The organism is Novosphingobium sp. (assembly GCF_031424035.1).
GTDB lineage: Bacteria > Pseudomonadota > Alphaproteobacteria > Sphingomonadales > Sphingomonadaceae > Novosphingobium.
In genome coordinates this window covers 1-2831 of record NZ_JANPGP010000123.1, presented here as the reverse complement: position 1 = coordinate 2831, position 2831 = coordinate 1, and the positions used below count along the sequence as shown (strand labels likewise).

The following is a 2831-nucleotide window of genomic DNA, read 5'->3' as shown; positions in this document are numbered from 1 at the left end:
CGTATATCATATCTTCGCGCAACCCTATATCTTGCCAAAGCGGCGGCTCTTCATTAGCAGCGCCGCCAAAGCCCGCAACCGGGCCGCGAATCCAAAGGAAACAGCAATGGCCAAGCTCGTTATCGTCAATCGTGAAGGCGCTGAAACCGAAGTCGACGTGAAGAACGGTTACACCGTGATGGAAGCTATCCGCGACAACGGCTTTGATGAGCTGCTGGCGCTGTGCGGCGGCTGCTGCTCGTGCGCGACCTGCCACGTGGTTGTCGATCCCGCATTCGCCGACAAGATCCCGGCGATGAGCGCGGACGAGAACGACCTGCTCGACAGCTCGGACCACCGCGTCGCCACCTCGCGCCTGTCGTGCCAGGTCAAGATGACCGACGCGCTCGACGGCCTGCGCGTGACCATCGCCGAGGAAGACTGAGTATCGGGGGGCAAAGCGCAAATCCATTGCGCGGTGGCCCTCTCGCTCCTACCTCTGCGGCATGACTGCACCTGCTGTCCGCAATACGCTTGACCTGATCGGCAACACCCCGCTCGTCCTCCTGAAAGGGCCGAGCGAGGCGGCTGGCTGCGAGATCTGGGGCAAGTGCGAATTCGCCAACCCCGGTGCCTCGGTGAAAGACCGCGCGGCGCTGTGGATCGTCCGCGATGCCGAGGCCAAGGGATTGCTCCAGCCCGGCGGCACCATCGTTGAGGGCACAGCGGGCAATACCGGCATTGGGCTAGCGCTGGTCGCCAATGCGCTGGGCTACAAGACGATCATCGTCATGCCCGAAACGCAGAGCCGCGAAAAGATGGACACCCTGCGCGCGCTGGGCGCCGAGCTGGTGCTGGTGCCCGCCGCGCCGTTCTCCAACCCCGGCCACTTCGTGCACACCTCGCGACGATTGGCGGAAGAGACCGAAGGCGCGATATGGGCCAACCAGTTCGATAACGTCGCCAACCGCAAGGCCCACATCGAAAGCACCGCGCCGGAGATCTGGAACCAGCTTGAGGGCCGGCTGGATGGCTTCACCTGCGCGGCTGGCACCGGCGGCACGATTGCCGGGGTAGGGCTTGGCCTCAAGGAATTCGACGATAACATCCGCATCGCGCTGACCGATCCGCACGGCGCGGCGCTTTACAATTACTATGCCCACGGCGAGCTTAAGGCCGAGGGCAATTCGGTGGCCGAAGGCATCGGGCAAGGACGCATCACCGCCAACCTCGAAGGCGCGCCGATCGACACGCAGTTCCGCATTTCCGACGAAGAAGGCATTGAATGGGTTTCGCGCCTGCTTGCCGAGGAAGGGCTGTGCCTTGGCCTGTCGAGCGGGATCAATGTCGCGGGCGCGATTGCGCTTGGTCGGCAGCTGGTGAGCGAAGGTCGCAAGGACGCACGCGTGGCGACAATCCTCTGCGATACCGGCTTCCGCTATCTCTCGTCGCTGTTCAATGCCGAGTGGCTGGCCGCCAAGGGCCTCCCCGTATTCCCATGGTTGCGCCCCGCGAGCTGAAGTTGTAAACCGCATTCCAATGGCAACACGGCCGAACGATAGTCCGACGGGTCCCGGACCGCAGCATTTCCAGCTGCCCAATGCGCGAGAGCTTCGCGCACAGGCCGTGCATCGTCTGCAGATCGGCATCTTCGGACTCGCGGCCATGCTGCTTCTGGTCGGCCTCGCCAACATCATCATGGACCGCGCCCGCCAAGCCGAATCCGGGGTGAGCGGCACATCGCAGGTCCAGGAAGCACCCAAAGCCAATACTGATCCGCTGGCCGACATCGGCGCGGTACCTTCGCCCGAGACGACCCAGTCTACCGCCAAGGCGGCTCCGGCACCAAACTGATCCGGCGTTTCGCCTTTGTGGCGGCGCTCGCGTCGTCGCTGCTGCTCGGTGCCTGCGCCGGGCAGGCGCGGACGAGTGGCAAACTTGGCCTGATGACCAGCCTGCCGATCCTGTGGACTGAAGAACCGAGCATCGGAGCGATGCTCAGCAAGGCCGAAGCGCCGCCGCACTGGGCGCGCGGCGTTCTGGAGGCGCGAGGCAACATTGTGCCGCTTGATCGCATCGCCAGTCAGACGCTGCGCGGTGTGGACCTCGCCGTCCTCGCCCAACCGCGCCCGCTATCTCCGGAGGAAATGGCCGCGCTTGACCGCTGGGTGCGTGGCGGCGGCAAGCTGCTGCTGTTCGCCGATCCGATGCTCACTGCGCATTCGATCTTCCCGGTGGGAGACAAGCGCCGACCGCAGGCGATCGCCATGGTCGACCCACTGCTCGCGCATTGGGGGCTGGAACTGGGCTTCGATGATGCCGCCGAAGAAGTGGAGGCCACAGTTCAGGCCGCCGGGCTCAGCCTGCCGGTGAACCTGCCGGGAACTCTCAAGGCCAGCAACAAGCGTTGCTCGGTTGACCCCTCGGCACTGGTGGCAACCTGTCGCATCGGGCGGGGCAGGGCCGTCATTGTCGCTGACGCGGCGCTGCTTGAGAGCGAGGGCATCACCGGCCCGGAAGCCCGCAAGTCTGCGCTGGCTGGCGTGCTCGCGCTTGTGGAAAACCGCCGCGAAAGCACATCGGGGAAAATCGGGGTGAGGGCGGGGAAAGCTGGTGAGCGCGAAATAATACCGTTTGAAAACAACAATATGCTAGTCAGTCCGAAACGTGGTTTCTCGCCTGTTAACCTCGATAGAATTGAATAAAACCAGTAGTTTAACGAGAATTTCCCGAAAATTCCGACTCTACCCCTTTCCACCCCGGTCCTTCCGCGATATGCATAGGGTCCGGTCGGGATGAATCCATTTGCCGATTCCTCAAACAGGGGGGTCAGCCAGCAGCGAGGGCGCGTT

Annotated in this window: 4 protein-coding genes; all 4 read left to right on the top strand. The window is 63.5% G+C overall.

The window, feature by feature from the left end:
* Positions 1 to 106: 106 nt before the first annotated feature.
* The 4 genes from RMO89_RS16930 to RMO89_RS16915 all read left to right on the top strand — a co-directional run bounded on the left by RMO89_RS16930 (position 107) and on the right by RMO89_RS16915 (position 2684).
* Entirely contained in the window at positions 107 to 424 is a 318-nt protein-coding gene (locus RMO89_RS16930; protein WP_310534607.1) for a 2Fe-2S iron-sulfur cluster-binding protein, read from the top strand.
* A 61-nt stretch (positions 425 to 485) separates the two neighbouring features.
* A complete protein-coding gene (locus tag RMO89_RS16925) occupies positions 486 to 1499 on the top strand; it encodes a cysteine synthase A (protein ID WP_310534606.1) in 1014 nt (337 codons plus the stop codon).
* Between the two features lie 19 nt (positions 1500 to 1518).
* Entirely contained in the window at positions 1519 to 1833 is a 315-nt protein-coding gene (locus RMO89_RS16920) for a hypothetical protein (RefSeq protein ID WP_310534605.1), read from the top strand.
* Between the two features lie 17 nt (positions 1834 to 1850).
* On the top strand, positions 1851 to 2684 hold the full coding sequence (locus RMO89_RS16915; protein WP_310534603.1) for a Gldg family protein: 834 nt from the start codon (positions 1851 to 1853) through the stop codon (positions 2682 to 2684).
* Positions 2685 to 2831: the final 147 nt, after the last annotated feature.

Bases quoted from the DNA above. Each gene is read 5' to 3' on its own strand.
- RMO89_RS16930 (WP_310534607.1), top strand. From the start codon at position 107: ATGGCCAAGCTCGTTATCGTCAATCGTGAAGGCGCTGAAACCGAAGTC.
- RMO89_RS16925 (WP_310534606.1), top strand. From the start codon at position 486: ATGACTGCACCTGCTGTCCGCAATACGCTTGACCTGATCGGCAACACC.
- RMO89_RS16920 (WP_310534605.1), top strand. From the start codon at position 1,519: ATGGCAACACGGCCGAACGATAGTCCGACGGGTCCCGGACCGCAGCAT.